The sequence below is a fragment of the Bacillus vallismortis genome (assembly GCF_004116955.1).
GTDB lineage: Bacteria > Bacillota > Bacilli > Bacillales > Bacillaceae > Bacillus > Bacillus vallismortis.
Genome location: NZ_CP026362.1, coordinates 3503544 through 3520145, shown reverse-complemented (window position 1 = coordinate 3520145; position 16602 = coordinate 3503544). Strand labels below are relative to the sequence as shown.

At 43.8% G+C, this 16602-nt stretch carries 14 protein-coding genes and 2 tRNA genes; all 16 read left to right on the top strand.

Features of this window, described 5'->3' with window-relative positions; translation table 11 throughout:
* Window positions 1-57 precede the first annotated feature (57 nt).
* The 16 genes from mfd (at window position 58) to hpt (ending at window position 16514) form a co-directional block, all read left to right on the top strand.
* Complete coding sequence (gene mfd / locus BV11031_RS18625; RefSeq protein ID WP_129550818.1) at window positions 58-3591, top strand: transcription-repair coupling factor; 3534 nt, start codon at window positions 58-60, stop codon at window positions 3589-3591.
* Window positions 3592-3726: 135 nt separating this feature from the next.
* Window positions 3727-4263: a stage V sporulation protein T gene (gene spoVT, locus BV11031_RS18620; RefSeq protein WP_039076443.1), complete on the top strand. Its 537-nt coding sequence runs from the start codon at window positions 3727-3729 to the stop codon at window positions 4261-4263.
* 181 nt (window positions 4264-4444) lie between these two features.
* A complete protein-coding gene (locus tag BV11031_RS18615) occupies window positions 4445-6043 on the top strand; it encodes a putative polysaccharide biosynthesis protein (protein ID WP_129550817.1) in 1599 nt (532 codons plus the stop codon).
* Window positions 6033-7502 (top strand): bifunctional methyltransferase/pyrophosphohydrolase YabN, encoded by a 1470-nt coding sequence (yabN, locus tag BV11031_RS18610; RefSeq protein ID WP_129550816.1) that lies wholly within the window; start codon window positions 6033-6035, stop codon window positions 7500-7502. The genes BV11031_RS18615 and yabN overlap by 11 nt, the downstream gene beginning before the upstream one ends.
* 2 nt (window positions 7503-7504) lie before the next feature.
* Entirely contained in the window at window positions 7505-7765 is a 261-nt protein-coding gene (locus tag BV11031_RS18605; RefSeq protein ID WP_039076440.1) for an RNA-binding S4 domain-containing protein, read from the top strand.
* Between the two features lie 78 nt (window positions 7766-7843).
* Window positions 7844-8146 carry a sporulation protein YabP gene (gene yabP / locus BV11031_RS18600; RefSeq protein ID WP_039076439.1) on the top strand — a complete coding sequence of 101 codons (303 nt, stop codon included), beginning with the start codon at window positions 7844-7846 and terminating at the stop codon, window positions 8144-8146.
* Window positions 8143-8778: a spore cortex biosynthesis protein YabQ gene (gene yabQ / locus BV11031_RS18595; protein WP_129550815.1), complete on the top strand. Its 636-nt coding sequence runs from the start codon at window positions 8143-8145 to the stop codon at window positions 8776-8778. Before yabP ends, yabQ begins: the two co-directional genes overlap by 4 nt.
* 17 nt (window positions 8779-8795) lie before the next feature.
* Entirely contained in the window at window positions 8796-9173 is a 378-nt protein-coding gene (divIC, locus tag BV11031_RS18590) for a cell division protein DivIC (RefSeq protein ID WP_121641693.1), read from the top strand.
* Window positions 9174-9253: 80 nt separating this feature from the next.
* A complete protein-coding gene (locus tag BV11031_RS18585) occupies window positions 9254-9640 on the top strand; it encodes a S1 domain-containing RNA-binding protein (protein ID WP_003218379.1) in 387 nt (128 codons plus the stop codon).
* 167 nt (window positions 9641-9807) lie between these two features.
* Window positions 9808-9884 (top strand) — tRNA-Met (locus BV11031_RS18580).
* 9 nt (window positions 9885-9893) lie between these two features.
* A tRNA-Glu gene (locus BV11031_RS18575) sits at window positions 9894-9965 on the top strand.
* Window positions 9966-10165: 200 nt separating this feature from the next.
* Entirely contained in the window at window positions 10166-12649 is a 2484-nt protein-coding gene (spoIIE, locus tag BV11031_RS18570) for a stage II sporulation protein E (RefSeq protein WP_129550814.1), read from the top strand.
* 84 nt (window positions 12650-12733) lie between these two features.
* Entirely contained in the window at window positions 12734-13471 is a 738-nt protein-coding gene (locus tag BV11031_RS18565) for a VWA domain-containing protein (protein ID WP_121641695.1), read from the top strand.
* The gene (locus BV11031_RS18560; RefSeq protein ID WP_129550813.1) at window positions 13437-14453 is read left to right on the top strand and encodes a protein kinase domain-containing protein; all 1017 of its coding nucleotides are present in this window, start codon (window positions 13437-13439) and stop codon (window positions 14451-14453) included. The genes BV11031_RS18565 and BV11031_RS18560 overlap by 35 nt, the downstream gene beginning before the upstream one ends.
* Before the next feature lie 103 nt (window positions 14454-14556).
* Window positions 14557-15975 carry a tRNA lysidine(34) synthetase TilS gene (gene tilS, locus BV11031_RS18555; protein WP_129550812.1) on the top strand — a complete coding sequence of 473 codons (1419 nt, stop codon included), beginning with the start codon at window positions 14557-14559 and terminating at the stop codon, window positions 15973-15975.
* Window positions 15972-16514, top strand: coding sequence for a hypoxanthine phosphoribosyltransferase (gene hpt, locus BV11031_RS18550; protein ID WP_019713025.1), 543 nt, complete (start codon window positions 15972-15974; stop codon window positions 16512-16514). The genes tilS and hpt overlap by 4 nt, the downstream gene beginning before the upstream one ends.
* Window positions 16515-16602: the final 88 nt, after the last annotated feature.

Below are 16602 nucleotides of genomic sequence, written 5' to 3'. Positions count from 1 at the left end.
TAGACACTAGACCAAAGCGTTTTTCTGTTCTCACAGGAAACAGAGAGGAGGGGCCATATGGACAATATTCAAACCTTTATAAAAGAAAGCGATGACTTTAAATCCATCATCAACGGTTTACACGAGGGGCTGAAGGAACAGCTGCTCGCGGGTCTTTCGGGTTCCGCGCGTTCTGTTTTCACTTCTGCCCTGGCTAATGAAACGAATAAGCCTATCTTTCTCATCACTCATAATTTGTATCAAGCCCAGAAAGTAACGGATGATCTGACTGCACTTTTAGAGGATCAGTCTGTTCTTTTGTACCCCGTCAACGAACTCATTTCATCAGAAATCGCAGTCGCAAGCCCTGAATTGAGAGCGCAGCGATTAGATGTCATTAATAGATTAACGAATGGAGAAGCGCCAATTGTTGTTGCGCCTGTAGCTGCGATCAGAAGAATGCTGCCGCCTGTAGAGGTGTGGAAAAACAGTCAAATGCGCATTCAAACGGGCCATGATATCGAACCTGACCAGCTTGCATCACGGCTTGTAGAGATCGGTTATGAGCGCTCTGATATGGTTGCTTCACCCGGGGAATTCAGCATTCGCGGAGGAATCATCGACATATACCCGCTGACTTCAGAGCATCCGGTGAGAATTGAGCTTTTTGACACCGAAGTGGATTCAATTCGCAGCTTTAACTCGGATGATCAGCGGTCAATTGAGACTCTTTCCTCGATCAGTATCGGTCCTGCGAAGGAATTGATTATCAGGCCTGAAGAAAAAGTTCGGGCAATGGAGAAAATGGATAAAGGTCTTGCCGCAAGCCTGAAAAAATTAAAGCAAGACAAGCAAAAAGAAATTCTTCATACAAATATTTCTCATGACAAAGAACGCTTGTCTGAAGGCCAGACAGATCAGGAGCTGGTGAAGTATCTCTCGTATTTCTATGAAAAGCCTGCTAGTTTACTAGATTATACACCTGATAATACTCTTCTGATTTTGGATGAAGTCAGCCGGATTCATGAGATGGAAGAACAGCTTCAAAAAGAAGAAGCCGAGTTCATAACAAACCTTCTCGAGGAAGGGAAGATTTTGCATGACATCAGTTTGTCATTCAGCTTCCAAAAAATAGTGGCTGAACAAAAACGCTCTCTGCTGTACTATTCTTTATTTTTACGGCATGTACACCATACGAGTCCGCAAAATATCGTCAATGTGTCAAGCAGGCAAATGCAAAGCTTCCATGGCCAAATGAATGTGCTTGCGGGAGAAATGGAGCGCTTTAAAAAATCCAACTTCACCGTTGTATTCTTAGGTGCAAATAAGGAACGTACGCAGCGGTTATCTTCTGTTCTGGCTGATTACGAAATCGAAGCCGCCGTGACGGACAGCAAAAAAGCGCTTGTTCAGGGACAGGTTTATATCATGGAAGGCGAGCTCCAATCCGGTTTTGAGCTGCCGTTAATGAAGCTTGCCGTTATTACGGAAGAAGAACTATTCAAAAATCGCGTAAAAAAGAAGCCACGTAAACAGAAGCTTACAAATGCAGAGCGCATCAAGAGCTATTCCGAGCTGCAAATCGGTGATTATGTCGTTCATATTAATCACGGGATCGGGAAATATTTAGGGATTGAAACCTTAGAAATCAACGGAATCCACAAAGACTATTTAAACATTCATTATCAGGGAAGCGACAAGCTCTACGTCCCTGTTGAACAAATTGATCAGGTGCAAAAATATGTTGGCTCTGAAGGGAAAGAGCCAAAGCTGTATAAATTAGGCGGAAGCGAATGGAAGCGGGTCAAGAAAAAAGTAGAGACATCGGTTCAGGATATTGCTGATGACTTAATTAAGCTATATGCCGAAAGGGAAGCGAGCAAGGGCTATGCGTTTACGCCTGATCATGAGATGCAGCGTGAATTTGAGTCGGCGTTTCCTTATCAAGAGACTGAGGATCAGCTTCGTTCCATTCACGAAATCAAAAAGGACATGGAACGAGAACGTCCGATGGACCGCTTGCTATGCGGAGATGTGGGTTATGGCAAAACAGAGGTTGCCATACGTGCTGCATTTAAGGCGATAGGTGACGGGAAACAGGTAGCGCTGCTTGTTCCGACAACAATTTTGGCACAGCAGCACTATGAAACCATTACTGAGCGCTTTCAGGACTACCCGATTAACATCGGCCTGCTCAGCAGATTCAGAACGAGGAAAGAAGCGAACGAAACGCTCAAAGGATTAAAAAACGGTACTGTTGATATCGTCATCGGGACGCACCGGCTATTATCCAAAGATGTCGTTTATAAAGACTTAGGGCTCCTTATCATTGATGAAGAGCAGCGTTTCGGTGTAACCCATAAAGAGAAGATCAAGCAAATCAAAGCCAATGTGGATGTATTAACATTAACTGCGACGCCTATTCCGCGTACGCTGCATATGTCTATGCTTGGCGTAAGGGATCTTTCAGTCATCGAGACTCCGCCGGAAAACCGCTTCCCCGTGCAGACGTATGTTGTGGAATACAACGGCGCCCTTGTCAGAGAGGCGATTGAACGTGAGCTAGCGCGCGGAGGCCAGGTCTATTTCTTGTACAACCGGGTAGAGGATATTGAACGGAAAGCGGATGAGATCTCTATGCTTGTCCCTGACGCGAAGGTAGCGTATGCACATGGGAAAATGACAGAAAACGAACTAGAAACCGTTATGCTGAATTTTCTTGAAGGAGAATCAGACGTTCTCGTCAGCACAACCATTATCGAAACCGGCGTAGACATCCCGAACGTCAATACGCTCATTGTATTTGACGCAGACAAGATGGGGCTTTCTCAGCTTTATCAGCTGCGGGGGCGTGTCGGCCGTTCTAATCGTGTGGCGTATGCTTACTTTACGTACCGTCGGGATAAAGTGCTGACAGAGGTAGCTGAGAAAAGGCTGCAGGCCATTAAAGAATTTACAGAGCTTGGTTCCGGTTTTAAAATTGCCATGCGTGACTTAACAATTCGCGGAGCAGGGAACCTTCTCGGCGCCCAGCAGCACGGATTTATCGACTCAGTCGGATTTGATCTCTATTCACAAATGCTGAAGGAGGCTATTGAGGAGCGTAAAGGGGACACAGCGAAAACGGAGAAGTTTGAAACAGAAATTGATGTCGAGCTTGATGCCTATATTCCTGAAACCTATATTCAAGACGGCAAACAGAAAATTGATATGTATAAACGCTTTAGGTCTGTGGCTACACTCGAAGAAAAGAATGAACTTCAAGACGAAATGATCGACCGGTTTGGAAACTACCCTAAAGAAGTCGAGTACTTGTTTACTGTTGCTGAAATGAAGGTTTATGCGAGACATGAGCGTGTTGAGCTGATTAAGCAGGATAAAGATGCGGTCAGATTGACGATTTCTGAAGAAGCAAGTGCTGATATTGACGGCCAGAAGCTGTTTGAGCTGGGCAATAAATATGGCAGGCAAATCGGATTGGGAATGGAAGGCAAAAAGCTCAAGATCTCCATACAGACAAAAGGCCGGAGTGCAGATGAATGGCTCGAAACAGTGCTGGGCATGCTGAAAGGCTTAAAAGATGTGAAAAAGCAAACCATTTCATCAACGTAAAATTTGTTACTCTCTGGTGTATATTACATTTGATGTGACGGATACTAATTTCAAGCGAGGCGGAAGGTACATAAAGTAACTGCTTTAGGTCTTTCCCACATGTATATACCATCAAATGAAAGAGAGGCACCAGAGATGAAAGCAACCGGTATCGTACGTCGTATTGATGACTTAGGTCGGGTCGTGATTCCTAAAGAAATTCGCAGAACTCTGAGAATCAGGGAAGGCGATCCGCTTGAGATTTTTGTAGATCGTGACGGAGAAGTTATTTTGAAAAAGTACTCTCCGATCAGTGAGCTTGGAGACTTTGCAAAGGAGTATGCGGACGCGCTTTACGATAGTCTCGGCCATTCAGTGCTGATTTGTGACCGCGATGTATATATTGCTGTGTCCGGCAGCTCGAAAAAAGACTATTTAAACAAGCCAATCAGCGAAATGCTGGAAAAAACAATGGATCAGCGCAGTTCCGTGCTTGAGAGTGACACGAAATCAGTGCAGCTTGTTAATGGCATAGATGAGGACATGAATTCTTATACTGTCTGCCCAATTGTGGCAAATGGTGATCCGATAGGCGCCGTGGTTATTTTTTCAAAGGATCAGACAATGGGCGAAGTAGAGCATAAAGCCGTTGAGACAGCAGCTGGATTCTTGGCTCGTCAAATGGAACAGTAGGTCTTATTCCTTTTATCAAAAATAGGTATGAAAAGAACAGCTCTCTTTGGGACGCTGTTCTTTTTTGTGCATGCCGATAAAGGATTCCAAGGGTTGGGATATGGTATAATAACCTCGTTTTTATTTATGCCGCGGCAATACGTGAACCGTATAGCCCCTGACGTTGGGAAGGAGCTTTTGGATGGACGATTCAATAGGCGTCAAACGGCATTGGATTTGGCAGGGGGCATTTGTTTTAATTCTGGCAGGCGTCATCTCAAAAATACTAAGCGCCGTTTACAGAGTCCCGTTTCAAAACATTGTCGGCGATGTTGGATTTTATATATATCAGCAGGTATACCCCTTTCTTGGTATTGCGGTCATGCTGTCCACTTCAGGATTTCCGGTCATTATCTCGAAACTGATGAATGATTATAGTGAAAAAAGCCATCGCAACATATTAAAAATATCAGCGTTGTTTTTGTCGTTAATCGGCATTTTATTATTTCTTTGCTTATATATGGGTGCTGTTCCAATCGCACGTTTTATGGGAGATTCACATCTCGCTGTTTTAATTCAAGTGACTGCGTTTGCGTTTCTGCTCTTCCCGTTTGTCGCACTGCTTAGAGGCGCTTTTCAAGGGCGGCAAGATATGTTCCCGTCAGCTTTATCGCAGATGACAGAGCAGTTTCTGCGTGTTGCGGTGCTCCTGGGCTTATCATATTGGCTCGTCAAACAGGGGGCTTCGCTCTATACTGCGGGAGCGGCCGCGGCTTCAGGGTCTCTTGCCGGAAGTTTCGTTGGGTTAATCATACTTGCTTTTCTTTGGTTCAAAGTGAAAAGAGACAACCAAACGAGTAGCCACAATGAAAATGTCATTACAACAAAAGAACTGATAAAAAAACTGCTCTTGTATTCGGTTACAATTTGTGTAAGCAGTTTGCTGCTTTTGCTGGTCCAGCTTGTCGATGCGTTGAATTTATATGCTCTGCTTTCGGGCGGTCAGGCAAGCGAAGTAGCGAAACGCCTAAAGGGAATTTATGATCGGGGGCAGCCCTTGCTGCAGCTCGGTTCAGTTTTCGCGGTGAGCATCGCGACATCACTCGTTCCGTATATTTCAAAGGCCGTAAAGAACAAAGAGCTGAAGATCATGAAAGAAAAAGTCACATCATCTTTAAAATTATGTCTTGTACTGGGTACAGGGGCGTCGGCTGGGTTGATTTGCATTCTTGAGCCGGTCAACATCATGCTGTTTCAAAATAGTGAAGGGACAGCCGCGTTACAAGTATTCAGCAGCTCCATCTTGTTTGCATCCTTGGCGGTCACGGCAGCCGCAGTTTTGCAGGGAGCGGGCTACACTGTTTTTCCTGCGATAGCGGTGGGCGCGGGTCTTGCAGTAAAATGGGTGTTAAACACTCTTTTAGTACCGCGCTATGGGATTGAAGGGGCATCACTTGCAACGGCTGCTTCCTTTGCGGCTGTCGCCGGCCTTAACTTGTATAAGCTTCGGCAAAAGGAATGGCTGGGTAAGCTCAAAGGCATTTTGATTCCGATGATTGGATCTGCCCTTTTAATGGCGGCAGTCTTGTTTACATATTTGCGACTCTGGGCTTTTTTGCTCCCTGCAGCAGGAAGAGGAGCATCTGCGATTGAAAGTTTTTCTGCTGTTGCTATTGGTGGCGCGGTGTTCATTTATTGTATGATGAAATTGGGAATATTTACAGATGAAGAGCTGAACAGTGTGCCTTTTGGCAGCAAGTTAAGCAAAATCATCAGAAGGAGAGAACAAAATGGCGGGTAATATTACAGTCGTCGGACTTGGTGCCGGAGACATGGACCAATTGACAATTGGGATACATAAGCTGCTGACGAAGGCAGATACGCTTTATGTCAGAACCAAGGATCATCCCTTAATTCAGGAGCTTGAAAAAGATACGAAGACTATCCGTTTTTTTGATGATATATATGAGAAACACGACCAGTTCGATGCCGTATACGAAGAAATTGCTGATATCCTGTTTGAAGCGGCGCAACATGAGGACGTGGTTTATGCTGTGCCGGGACACCCCTTTGTAGCGGAAAAAACAGTACAGCTGCTGACGGAGCGGCAGGAAGAGGAACATGTTCAAGTAAACGTCGCGGGAGGACAAAGTTTTCTTGATGCCACATTCAATGCCTTGCAAATCGACCCGATTGAAGGTTTTCAATTTGTGGATGCCGGCACGTTGTCCGCGGATGAGCTTGAGCTTAGACATCACCTGATCATATGTCAGGTTTACGACCAAATGACGGCTTCTGAAGTCAAACTGACATTGATGGAGAAGCTTCCAGACGATTATGAGGTTGTAATCGTGACTGCGGCGGGGAGCCGTGACGAGGAAATCCAGCCAGTGCCTTTATTTGAGCTGGACCGCAATGTCGCCTTGAATAACTTAACAAGTGTGTATATTCCGCCGATTAAAGAAGAGAAGCTGCTTTATCACGAATTTTCCGCGTTCCGAAGCATTATCAGAGAGCTTCGCGGGCCTAATGGATGTCCGTGGGATAAAAAGCAGACTCATCAGTCATTAAAACAATACATGATTGAAGAATGTTATGAACTTCTCGAAGCAATTGACGAAGAAGACACAGACCATATGATCGAAGAGCTCGGCGACGTTTTGCTTCAGGTCTTACTCCACGCACAAATAGGTGAAGATGAAGGTTATTTCACTATTGATGATGTCATAAAAGGAATCAGTGAGAAAATGATCCGAAGACATCCCCATGTGTTTAAAGATGCTAAGGTTCAGGATGAAAACGATGTTTTGGCAAATTGGGAAGACATAAAAAAAGCCGAAAAAAGCACACCGGAAGCATCCTTATTAGACAGCGTGCCGAAAACACTTCCAGCTCTTTCAAAAGCCGCTAAACTCCAGAAAAAAGCAGCGAAGGTCGGTTTTGATTGGGAAGACGTCAGCGATATTTGGGAAAAGGTAAGCGAGGAAATGAAAGAATTTTCTTCTGAGGTTTCTGAAGATCCTCATGAACACAATCTCAAGGCTGAGTTTGGCGACGTATTGTTCGCACTGGTGAATGTAGCCCGCTTCTACAAAATAGAGCCTGAAGAAGCACTGGCGATGACCAATGACAAATTCCGGAGACGCTTCTCTTATATTGAGAAAACTGCGAAGGAACAGGAAATTGAGCTGGCTGATATGTCTCTTGAAGACATGGACAAACTGTGGAATGAAGCAAAAGAAACTGAGAGGAGATCATAAATATGAGATTAGATAAATTTTTGAAAGTATCACGGCTGATTAAGCGACGTACATTAGCAAAGGAAGTAGCTGACCAAGGACGAATCTCTATTAACGGAAACCAGGCTAAAGCAAGCTCTGACGTGAAACCCGGAGATGAACTAACGGTCCGCTTCGGCCAAAAGCTTGTAACAGTTCAAATAAATGAGTTGAAAGACACGACGAAAAAAGAAGAAGCTGCAAACATGTATACAATCCTAAAGGAAGAAAAACTCGGCGAATAGGCTTGTTCTAAAAACATCTCCCGCCTCATACAATGCAGTAATAATGCTAAAAGTATCGAGGATATGGGGGCTGAATAGATGAATTCATATTACGATCAAAAAGGTTCTTCGTCTGTTCCGGAAGAGCATGATGTGACAATGAAAGGCCGGAAGCATTTAGATATTTCTGGGGTTAAGCATGTGGAGAGCTTTGATAATGAAGAGTTCCTTCTGGAAACGGTGATGGGGATGCTCTCAGTCAGAGGCCAAAACTTGCAGATGAAAAATTTAGATGTGGAAAAAGGGATTGTATCTATTAAAGGCAGGGTATTTGATTTAGTGTACTTAGACGAACAACAAGGGGATAAAGCTAAAGGGTTTTTTAGCAAGTTGTTTAAATGACGCTGACGACACAATTCTATACAATGCTGGCGATGTCCGGTATGGGGCTCTGGCTCGGCGCATCGCTTGATACATACCGGCTCTTTGTCATTCGTGCCAAAACTGCCAGATGGCTATTATTTATTCATGATCTTCTTTTCTGGATTGTGCAGGGGCTGCTTTTCTTTTATGTTTTGCTTCATGTAAATGAGGGAGAATTCAGGCTGTACATCTTTTTAGCGGTTCTGCTGGGCATTGCGACGTATCAGAGCCTTTGCAAGCGAATCTATATAAAAATACTGAAATTCGTCATTTACCTTGTTGTTTCTGTTTATCAATTCTTCAAAAAACTCATTCAGCACGTGTTATTTCGTCCTGTTTTATGGACATGCGGAGCGATCATTTGGCTGGCGTCGTTTTTATTAAAGAAAACATACCGCCTGATCGTTTTTCTCTTGTTGTGTCTATATAAAATAGCCATGGTTCTGTGTTTTCCGATCCGTTTTATCGCAAAACAATGTTTGAAACTTCTTCCTGAAAAAATACGTCTAACTATGAGACGTTATTTTGAAAAAGGTGCAGGATTTCTCAAAAAGAAGAAGAAACTATTGGTAACCATAAGAACGACCATCTCACGTTTTTTGAAGAGATGAAAGGAGGACCGTCTGGTTTGAACTTTTCCAGTGAACGAACGATAACTGAAATACAAAACGACTATAAAGAACAAGTAGAGCGGCAGAATCAGCTGAAGAAAAGAAGGCGTAAAGGGCTGTACAGGCGGTTGACTGTATTCGGCGCCCTCGTATTTCTGACGGCAATAGTGCTGGCGAGCTCTGTATGGTCTCAAACATCTTCCCTTAGCGCAAAAGAAGAAAAGAAAGAACAGCTTGAAAAAGAACTAAAAAGTTTAAAGACAAAACAAGCAGATTTAAAAGAAGAAATATCCAAATTGAAGGATGAGGATTACGTCACAGAGCTTGCCAGACGGGACTTATTCATGTCCGGAGACGGAGAAATTATCTTCAATGTGGAGAAGAAGAGCAAGTAGCCTTGTTGACACTTAAATTTTTATTTAGGTATAATTAAGCAAACGATCTTTTTATAAGCCTAAGGAGGAGCACTTTTTTTATGTCGATTGAAGTTGGCAGCAAGTTGCAAGGGAAAATTACAGGTATTACAAATTTTGGAGCATTTGTTGAATTGCCTGGAGGCTCAACCGGTCTCGTTCACATCAGTGAGGTAGCTGATAACTATGTCAAAGACATTAACGACCACTTAAAAGTCGGCGACCAAGTTGAAGTGAAAGTCATCAACGTTGAAAAAGACGGGAAAATTGGTTTATCTATTAAAAAAGCTAAAGACCGTCCGCAAGCCAGACCTAGAAATGATTTCCGTCCGAAAGAATCTTTTGAACAGAAAATGAATAAGTTTTTAAAAGACAGCGAAGATCGCTTGTCATCTTTAAAGCGTAATACGGAATCAAAACGTGGAGGGCGCGGAGCAAGAAGAGGATAACTTGCTGCTTTCTATAAATAAACGAAGCATCCGTTCATCCCGACGGATGCTTTTTAATTATCCTCTCCTGCTTTTAAAATCAGAAAATTATAACATTAAAGTTTCTGTTGACGAAAAGGATAAACCTTTGTATTATATAACTTGTGCTCAAACGCACAAAACAATATGGCGGTGTAGCTCAGCTGGCTAGAGCGTACGGTTCATACCCGTGAGGTCGGGGGTTCGATCCCCTCCGCCGCTACCATATTTGTTTGGCCCGTTGGTCAAGCGGTTAAGACACCGCCCTTTCACGGCGGTAACACGGGTTCGAATCCCGTACGGGTCATCCTAAGAAAACCGGTTTCTCTTGTAGAAACCGGTTTTTTTCATTTTTAGACAACATTCCGGATATTCTTTTGATAAATGAATATCTAGGCAGAAACCGTCGAAGACTTCTTTAGTATTGTTCCCTTCTTTTGACAAAATCCTATCTGTGCTTTCGCTATAATGACAGGCAACGAATATAACAGGTGGGAGATGAGAGGGATGGAAAAAGCAGAAAGAAGAGTGAACGGGCCAATGGCGGGACAAGCTTTGGAAAAACTCCAATCGTTTTTTAACAGGGGCGCGAAGCTGGTGACTCATCATTTGCATTCACTGTTTTTCTACAAAGGATTCATTTATGTCGTCATCGGATTTTTGCTTGGACGGGCTTTCATATTATCCGAGGTGCTTCCTTTCGCACTTCCTTTCTTTGGGGCAATGCTTCTGATCAGAAGAGATAAGGCGCTTTATGCAGTGCTGGCTGTACTTGCGGGTGCGCTAACCATTTCTCCAAAGCACTCATTGCTCATATTAGCGGCATTACTGGCATTCTTCGTATGTTCTAAAGTGGCCGCCTTCATCACCGATGATCGTGTGAAAGCACTTCCGATTGTTGTGTTTTTCTCCATGGCTATAGCAAGAGCCGGGTTTGTTTACGCCCAAAGTGGCGTGTTTACAACTTATGATTATGTAATGGCTGTCGTTGAAGCTGGACTATCCTTTATTTTGACGCTGATTTTCCTTCAGAGCCTTCCGGTTTTTACCGTAAAAAAAGTGAAACAGTCATTGAAGATAGAAGAAATCATTTGTTTTATGATCCTTATCGCTTCTGTTTTGACGGGGCTTGCCGGCTTGTCCTATCAAGGGATGCAGGCAGAACATATATTGGCTCGTTATGTTGTATTGAGTTTCTCCTTTATTGGCGGTGCAAGCATTGGCTGTACCGTTGGTGTCGTGACCGGCCTGATCCTTGGTTTGGCGAATATCGGAAATCTCTATCAAATGAGCCTGCTTGCTTTTTCCGGTTTATTAGGCGGTTTGCTGAAGGAAGGAAAAAAAGCGGGCGCAGCAGTCGGTCTGATCGTTGGATCTCTTCTTATTTCTTTATATGGTGAAGGTTCCGCTGGTCTAATGACGACGCTTTATGAGTCATTAATCGCAGTCGGCCTGTTTTTGCTTACACCTCAATCGATTACAAAGAAGGTGGCGAGATATATTCCGGGAACGGTGGAGCATCTTCAAGAGCAGCAGCAATATGCCAGGAAAATCAGAGATGTCACGGCTCAAAAGGTAGACCAGTTCTCCAATGTATTCCACGCGCTGTCTGAAAGCTTTGCAACCTTTTACCAAACATCAGAAGAACAGACAGATGACAGCGAAGTTGATTTGTTTTTAAGCAAGATCACAGAGCATTCCTGTCAGACGTGCTACAAGAAAAACAGGTGCTGGGTACAGAACTTTGATAAAACATATGACTTAATGAAACAAGTTATGCTTGAAACAGAAGAAAAAGAATATGCATCTAACCGAAGGCTTAAAAAAGAGTTTCATCAGCATTGCTCTAAATCAAAGCAGGTTGAAGAGCTGATTGAGGATGAACTCGCGCATCATCATGCCCATTTGACGCTGAAGAAAAAGGTACAGGACAGCAGGCGTCTTGTTGCTGAACAGCTTTTAGGTGTTTCTGAGGTCATGGCAGACTTTTCTCGGGAAATAAAAAGAGAGCGGGAACAGCACTTTCTGCAGGAAGAGCAAATCATAGAAGCGCTTCAGCATTTCGGAATCGAGATTCAACATGTGGAGATCTATAGTCTTGAACAAGGAAATATCGATATCGAAATGACGATTCCATTCAGCGGCCATGGAGAAAGTGAAAAAATCATTGCCCCTATGCTTTCCGACATTTTGGAAGAACAAATTCTTGTGAAAGCCGAACAGCACTCCCCGCACCCGAATGGATACAGCCATGTTGCCTTTGGATCAACAAAATCATATAGGGTATCTACAGGTGCCGCTCACGCTGCGAAAGGCGGCGGCCTTGTCTCCGGCGACAGCTACAGCATGATAGAGCTTGGAGCCAGAAAATATGCAGCGGCCATCAGTGACGGGATGGGCAATGGTGCAAGGGCGCATTTCGAAAGCAATGAAACGATCAAGCTTCTTGAAAAAATCCTTGAATCCGGCATTGATGAAAAAATAGCAATTAAAACAATCAACAGCATATTGTCCCTGAGGACAACTGACGAGATTTATTCCACGCTTGACCTATCTATTATCGATCTTCAAGATGCCAGCTGCAAATTTTTGAAGGTCGGATCGACGCCTAGTTTTATCAAAAGGGGTGATCAGGTAATGAAAGTTCAAGCGAGCAATCTGCCAATCGGCATTATTAATGAATTCGATGTGGAGGTTGTGAGTGAGCAGCTGAAAGCGGGTGACCTCTTGATCATGATGAGTGATGGTATTTTTGAGGGGCCAAAACATGTAGAAAATCATGATTTATGGATGAAACGCAAAATGAAGGATTTAAAAACAGATGACCCGCAGGAGATTGCTGATTTGCTTATGGAGGAAGTCATTCGCACGAGATCCGGCCAGATCGAGGACGATATGACGGTGGTTGTCGTCCGGATTGACCACAATACACCAAAGTGGGCATCGATTCCTGTTCCGGCCATCTTTCAAAACAAACAAGAAATTTCATAATGCTTCCGTATAAATCAAATTTCTTCTGGCGATGATGAGAATATATGAATCTGAGAATCCTCGTATTCTCCAGGAGGAATGAATGTGAACAACGGACATTTAAATCAAATCTTGTTGATAACGGATGGCTGCTCGAATCATGGGGAAGACCCGCTAGCAATGGCTGCTTATGCTAAGGAGCAGGGGATTACGGTAAATGTGATAGGTATAATGGAAGAAAATCAAATTGACCCAGAGGCAATGAAGGAAGTTGAAGGAATTGCGCTTGCCGGGGGCGGCGTGCATCAAGTCGTTTATGCGTCCCAGCTTTCACAAACTGTGCAAATGGTAACAAAAAAAGCGATGACGCAAACCTTGCAAGGTGTAGTCAATCAAGAGCTGAAACAAATCCTTGGAAAGAATGTGGAGATGGAGGAGCTTTCACCGGAAAAACGCGGCGAAGTGATGGAAGTGGTGGACGAGCTTGGAGAAACGGTGCATCTTCAGGTGTTGGTTCTTGTCGATACAAGCGCGAGTATGGCGCCTAAGCTTCCAACTGTAAAAGAGGCATTGATTGATTTGTCTGTCAGTCTCAATTCCCGAATCGGGAATAACGAATTTGCGATGTGTATATTTCCCGGGAAAAAACAAGAGGTCGAGCTTGTGCTAAACTGGACACCGAAGCTGCAATCTCTTTCCACTCTCTTTGCAAAGTTGTCGACAGGCGGCATCACGCCTACAGGCCCAGCGATACGCGAAGCGACAAAGCAGTTTGAAAAAATCCGCTCAAGAAGGAGCATGCTGGCAGATGATGAACGACGCTTTAACGAGTTTGGCATGTAGCCTCAAGCCGGGTACGGCAATCAAAGGCAAGTGGAACGGAAACTCTTATACGCTGCGTAAACAGCTTGGAAAAGGGGCCAATGGAATTGTGTATTTGGCAGAAGCATCAGATGGACATGTTGCCTTAAAGGTGAGTGATGACAGCTTGTCTATTACTTCTGAAGTGAATGTCTTGAAATCTTTCTCAAAGGCCCAGTCCGTTACAATGGGGCCTTCTTTTTTTGATACAGATGATGCCTATATCCCCAGTGCAAATACGAAGGTTTCATTTTATGCAATGGAATACATAAAAGGCCCGCTGCTTTTGAATTATGTCAGTGATAAAGGAGCAGAATGGATACCGGTATTGATCATTCAACTTTTATCCAGCTTATCGGTGCTTCACCAGCAAGGATGGATATTCGGCGATCTTAAACCTGACAATCTGATCGTAACCGGTCCGCCAGCAAGAATCCGCTGCATTGATGTAGGCGGCACGACAAAGGCAGGCCGGGCGATAAAAGAGTATACCGAGTTTTACGACAGAGGCTATTGGGGGTATGGAACGAGAAAAGCAGAGCCATCCTACGACCTGTTTGCTGTTGCCATGATTATGGTCAACAGCGTGCATAAAAAAGAATTCAAGAAGTCAAATCAGCCTAAGGAACAGCTTAGATCTCTAATCGAAGGACACCCGCTGCTGAAAAAGTATAAAAAAGTGCTTATTTCAGCATTGAACGGGGCTTATCAATCCGCAGATGAAATGAAGAAAGATATGCTCGACACTGGGCAAAGGACAGTGCAGGGAAAACAAGCTGCTAAAGCACCGGCGCAGCCTGCCATAAGACAAAGGCAGCAAAAAACGCGCCAAGGGAAAGTAACGAAGACACGATACACCCCAAAACAGAAGGCCGCTAAGTCGGGGGGATTATTTGAAACAACGCTTATCGTGATCAGCGTTTTAGCACTTTATTTCGCCTACATTATCTTTTTCTTAATCTGAATGGCTTAATCTGCTAAGCCTATGCTTCTTCTTTGCTTGGAAGGATTGAAAGTGATAGGATATGAATATCTTTAAAAAACCTGCTCATTGCGAGGAGGACATTGTGAAAAGTGTCAAAGATTTTTTTCATAAACACAATCTTGAGTTAAAAGGGGCGACAATCATTGTAGGCGTTTCCGGTGGTCCGGATTCAATAGCTCTTCTTCACGCGTTGCATACGTTATGCGGACGTTCAGCAAATATCATTGCGGCTCATGTCGACCATCGGTTCAGGGGCCCGGAATCCGAGGAGGACATGCGTTTTGTCCAAGCTTATTGCAAGGCTGAGCAGCTCGCGTGCGAAACGGCTCAGATTCATGTAACTGCATATGCGCAGGAAAAAGGTCTCAATAAGCAGGCCGCCGCACGTGATTGCCGCTACCAGTTCTTTGAGGACGTCATGTCGAAGCATCAAGCGGACTATCTGGCGCTTGCGCATCATGGTGATGACCAGGTTGAAACGATGCTTATGAGACTTGCTAAGGGCACACTTGGAGCGGGACTTGCAGGAATTCAGCCCGTCAGACGTTTTGGGACGGGACGGATCATTAGGCCGTTCTTACCCATTACAAAGGAAGAGATCCTTCACTACTGCCATCAAAACGGCTTGAGCTACCGGACGGATGAAAGCAACGCCAAAGATGACTACACAAGAAACAGATTTAGAAAAACAGTGCTCCCGTTTCTGAAACAGGAGTCGCCGGATGTGCATAAAAGGTTTCAGAAAGTAAGTGAAGCACTGACGGAAGATGAGCATTTCTTACAGTCATTAACGAAAGAAGAAATGAATAAAGTAATCACAAGCCAGTCTAATACATCAGTTGAAATTAATTCCTCTCAATTGCTTGCCCTCCCGATGCCTTTACAAAGAAGAGGAGTTCAACTAATATTAAACTATCTTTATGAAAACGTTCCATACTCCTTTTCAGCTCATCACATTCAGCAGTTTCTCGAATGGGCGGAAAAGGGCGGTCCTTCAGGAGTATTGAACTTTCCGAAAGGGCTGAAGGTGGTCAAATCATATCAGACATGTTTGTTTACATTTGAACAATGGCAGTGCAAAAATGTTCCCTTTGAATACCAAATAAGCGGAGCTGCTGATGAAACGGCAGTGCTCCCCAATGGATTTCTGATAGAGGCAAAGCGATATGCGGAATCGCCTGAAGAACATGGGAATGCTGTTTTTATTACAAGTGAAAAAATGGTGAGTTTTCCCTTGACGATTCGGACAAGAAAAGCTGGAGACCGGATCAAACTAAAAGGGATGAACGGCTCGAGAAAGGTAAAGGATATATTTATTGATAAGAAATTGCCTCTCAGGGAAAGAGACAACTGGCCGATTGTGACAGACGCAAGCGGTGAAATTATCTGGATACCGGGCTTGAAAAAATCAATTTTTGAAGATCTTGTGATTCCAAATAGCGACCGCATTGTATTACAATATAGACAGCATGAAAAGTGTAGGGGGCAAGCAAAATCATGATGAAACATGATATCGAGAAAGTACTGATCTCTGAGGAAGAGATACAAGAGAAAGTAAAAGAGTTAGGCGCAGAACTAACAAGCGAGTATCAAGATACATTTCCGTTGGCAATCGGCGTGTTAAAAGGAGCGCTTCCTTTTATGGCGGATCTTATCAAACATATTGATACATATTTGGAAATGGATTTCATGGATGTATCAAGCTACGGAAACTCCACGGTTTCTTCTGGAGAAGTAAAAATCATCAAAGATTTGGATACATCTGTAGAGGGCCGGGACATCTTAATTATTGAAGATATCATCGACAGTGGGTTAACCTTAAGTTATCTAGTAGAGCTCTTCCGATACCGTAAAGCAAAATCAATTAAGATTGTTACCCTTTTGGATAAACCGAGCGGAAGAAAAGCGGACATTAAAGCAGACTTTGTAGGCTTTGAAGTTCCTGACGCGTTTGTAGTGGGTTACGGACTTGATTATGCTGAGCGCTATCGCAATCTGCCTTATATCGGAGTGTTAAAACCGGCAGTTTATGAAAGCTGATCGGCAGCCTGCTTCCGAGATGGTTATTGTTTGTATTGGAATGATTTTCTATGGTACTATTGAACATAGTTGTGCTTACTGTGGGAGG

Excerpts from the sequence above, each read along its gene's own strand:
- yabN (WP_129550816.1), top strand. The coding sequence starts at position 6,033 with ATGGCGGGTAATATTACAGTCGTCGGACTTGGTGCCGGAGACATGGAC.
- spoIIE (WP_129550814.1), top strand. The coding sequence starts at position 10,166 with ATGGAAAAAGCAGAAAGAAGAGTGAACGGGCCAATGGCGGGACAAGCT.
- spoVT (WP_039076443.1), top strand. The coding sequence starts at position 3,727 with ATGAAAGCAACCGGTATCGTACGTCGTATTGATGACTTAGGTCGGGTC.
- mfd (WP_129550818.1), top strand. The coding sequence starts at position 58 with ATGGACAATATTCAAACCTTTATAAAAGAAAGCGATGACTTTAAATCC.
- BV11031_RS18615 (WP_129550817.1), top strand. The coding sequence starts at position 4,445 with ATGGACGATTCAATAGGCGTCAAACGGCATTGGATTTGGCAGGGGGCA.
- BV11031_RS18605 (WP_039076440.1), top strand. The coding sequence starts at position 7,505 with ATGAGATTAGATAAATTTTTGAAAGTATCACGGCTGATTAAGCGACGT.
- yabP (WP_039076439.1), top strand. The coding sequence starts at position 7,844 with ATGAATTCATATTACGATCAAAAAGGTTCTTCGTCTGTTCCGGAAGAG.
- BV11031_RS18560 (WP_129550813.1), top strand. The coding sequence starts at position 13,437 with ATGATGAACGACGCTTTAACGAGTTTGGCATGTAGCCTCAAGCCGGGT.
- hpt (WP_019713025.1), top strand. The coding sequence starts at position 15,972 with ATGATGAAACATGATATCGAGAAAGTACTGATCTCTGAGGAAGAGATA.
- BV11031_RS18585 (WP_003218379.1), top strand. The coding sequence starts at position 9,254 with ATGTCGATTGAAGTTGGCAGCAAGTTGCAAGGGAAAATTACAGGTATT.
- yabQ (WP_129550815.1), top strand. The coding sequence starts at position 8,143 with ATGACGCTGACGACACAATTCTATACAATGCTGGCGATGTCCGGTATG.